A 3148-nucleotide genomic window follows, 5' to 3' on the forward strand; every position below is an offset into this window, starting at 1 on the left:
GCCAGGCCTCAGCATTTTATTATGGTGATCCCCTGGGCGAAATGCGCCTGGTAAGCAGAGTTTTTGAAATGTAAGGCCTTTGAATAAGACAAAAGGCTGCCTCATCGCTAACTTTGCAACAGTGCCAGAAATTTTATGTTAAATGATTGTTAGAAATGCCCCTTGATCGAGGCATTTTCTATAAAGAATACTAAAAACTAATTAAAGCCAACCAAGTTTCAAAACAAGGCAGTTCTCAGCAATCATATTTTTAAATTATATAACTCCCAACTGAGCTTTTGCTCCAACGATAAGGCTTTCATTTTGAGTTTCTAAGGCAAATAAACCATACATCAAAGGAGAGGCCGCTGCTCTTTCTAAAGTCTGTTCATATAGTTTATTCCAAACTTTACCCCCTAGTTTTTCATACTCGATGATTAGAGTTTTGAGGCTTTCTTCTCCAAACAAAGTTACATGCCCAGCAAAATCAATCGCTGGGTCATCTATATGGGCTGTTGACCAATCAATAACGCCTGAAACAGCTCCATCCTTTGAAGCTAGTACATGCCCAGCATATAAATCGCCATGTATAAATTGGGTGAAATCTGCCCATAGAACATCATTATCCAACCATTTTCTGTAGCGGGTTTCCAATTGCTCACTTATACCAATTTCAGATTTTACTAACTGCAAATTGTTTGCTATTTCAGGTCTTAAATCTGAAGGTTTCATAATTTTCAAATCATTTTCCCGAACTTCTTTTTCAGGAATACTATGGATTTCAAATAAGGTTTTTGCCAAAGATGTTATGTATTTCGGGCTATCTTTGTCCATATTCCAAATTATTTCATAGGTTTCAGCATCCAAATTTAAAACAGGATTATCTTTAAGTATGGGATAAGCCACTAATTCTGTAGATGAAATTCTCCAATCAGGAACCTCTACAGAAAGATGTTTTTTTACCAATTCTAAAATGCGTTTTTCTTTCTTGATTTGTTCCCTCATGCCATCACGACGAGGAATACGCAGCAACCATTGTTGCCCCTTTGTATCAAGAGCAAAAACGACCTTAAAATCAATGCCCATTTCATTGAAATTCATTTTGTCCGTAAGCAACAAGCCGTGTGCTTCAGCAAGTGATTGAATATCTTGAATTGTCATTTTTAATTTCCTTTAAAGAGTTCAATAATTAATGTTCGGATTAGATTGGCTATCATTAACAATCTCTCTCAAAAGTCTTGATGATTTTGTGGTCTTTGATCTCGTAGATAATGTCAGCAATATTATCGACCAATTGCTTGTCATGAGATACGAAGATAATAGTTCCTGCATAGGACTTCATCATTGTTTCTAATGCGGCAATACTTTTTAGGTCAAGATAGTTTCCTGGTTCATCCATAAGCAAAATATTATATTTTCCTAAAAGCATTTTGGATAAAAGCAGTTTGATGATTTCACCTCCCGATAAGTCGGATAAGTTTTTTTGAATATCATTCGCTCCGATCCCCATTGAAGCCAATACTGCACGAATTTCCGCAACTGTGTACTCGCACTCTTCCTGCATAAAGGAGAGCACAGATTTATGCGTGTTAAATTTATATCCTGTTTGTGTAAAGTAGCCAATTTCAGCTTTTGGAGATATGGTTAATCCATCAGCACGTTCTGATATCATTTTTAACAAGGACGTTTTCCCTGTTCCATTCGATCCAGTTATAGCGACTTTAGCGCCAAGCGGTATTATAAAGTTAGCGTCATCAAAGATAGTACGGCTACCAAATTTTAAGCTCAGACCATCTGCCGTAATCGGGAACTTATTGTGCAGTTCTAGGGCTGAACTTTGACGAAAACGAATAGAACGCAAATGCTCTGGTGCTTGAATATCTTCTAATGCAGCCAAACGCTTTTCCATACTCTTAGCTGCCTGATACAGTTTTCTTTGCTTGGTGCCAGTCATTTTTGCATGCCCAAGTCGTCCAGCACTTTCGGTAGAGTTTTTGGATTTTTCTCCTTTTTTCTTATTGTCTAATCGATTAGCTTGCTGGCGTTTTTCTTGCACAGCAGATTCTAATCGCTCCCGTTCCTTCATCATCAGCTCATATTCTACGGCTTGGTGTTGTCGCTCTTCTTCTTTTTGACGCAAGTAATCCGAGTAACCACCCCAATATTCCGTAATTTTACCGTCTTTTAACTCCCATATCTTGTCTACAACCATATCAAGAAAATATCGGTCATGACTGATAACAAGTAATGCTCCATCAAATGCTTTAAGTTGACCAATAAGTAGATCTATTCCATTGAGATCAAGGTGGCTGGTTGGTTCATCCGCTAGAATGCCATGTACTTGTTGGGAAAATGCGGCAGCAATTTTTGCACGAGTTTCCTCTCCGCCACTCATTGTGTCGTTTTGTACATTGGAAACACCAAGGCGAGATAACATTGCCCGGTCTTCGACCGTTTCTATTTCGATTCCGCCCAGTTGGCTGATATGTGCAAAATCACCAAAACGCTGTAATGTCGCTTCGGCTAAAACAATTTCGCCATTAAGTACTTTGAGTAAACTACTCTTTCCTGCTCCGTTATCACCCACAAGACCAATACGGTCATAAGAGTGAATTTCCAATTCATCAATATCCAAAACATCACGCCCAGCATAATCCAAGCGTATGTTTCTCGCTTTAATAATTAAACTCATTTTTATTTACTCCTGTTTAGCTCTTGAAATTTTTTATGCAGCAAACAGGATTTAGGTGAAAACAAAAGCTAGCATCACAGTGTCCTCCCAAAAAAAAAGCTATTCATCCACAGGGTGGACAAATAGCTAGTCAATTAAGTTATAACTGGAAACTATGCACTAAAAGCATACTTATAAATTAAGCATACTTTTACTTTATATATCCGCATATATTCTTAAAGACACAACAAAAGCCCACCATTATAAAATAGTGTCACTATGCAAATAGTTGTGTCTTAACGAATGCGGATAGAATGCATAAACTTACCTAAAAAATAAAATTCAGTTTTATGATAACTTTACTGTTAAAAGGGCACTGTTGCAAAGTTAGCGATGAGGCAGCCTTTTGTCTTATTCAAAGGCCTTACATTTCAAAAACTCTGCTTACCAGGCGCATTTCGCCCAGGGGATCACCATAATAAAATGCTGAGGCCTGGC

At 37.8% G+C, this 3148-nt stretch carries 2 protein-coding genes; both read right to left on the bottom strand.

The features are described from left to right. Positions 1–255 precede the first annotated feature (255 nt). On the bottom strand, positions 256–1140 hold the full coding sequence (locus tag ACHHZ7_RS25220) for an Mph(E) family macrolide 2'-phosphotransferase (RefSeq protein WP_000155092.1): 885 nt from the start codon (positions 1138–1140) through the stop codon (positions 256–258). Positions 1141–1195: 55 nt separating this feature from the next. Beyond that, positions 1196–2671: an ABC-F type ribosomal protection protein Msr(E) gene (gene msr(E), locus ACHHZ7_RS25225; protein WP_000052512.1), complete on the bottom strand. Its 1476-nt coding sequence runs from the start codon at positions 2669–2671 to the stop codon at positions 1196–1198. Positions 2672–3148 lie beyond the last annotated feature (477 nt).

The organism is Citrobacter freundii complex sp. 2024EL-00216, from assembly GCF_043945515.1.
In the GTDB taxonomy this organism is placed as follows: domain Bacteria; phylum Pseudomonadota; class Gammaproteobacteria; order Enterobacterales; family Enterobacteriaceae; genus Citrobacter; species Citrobacter portucalensis.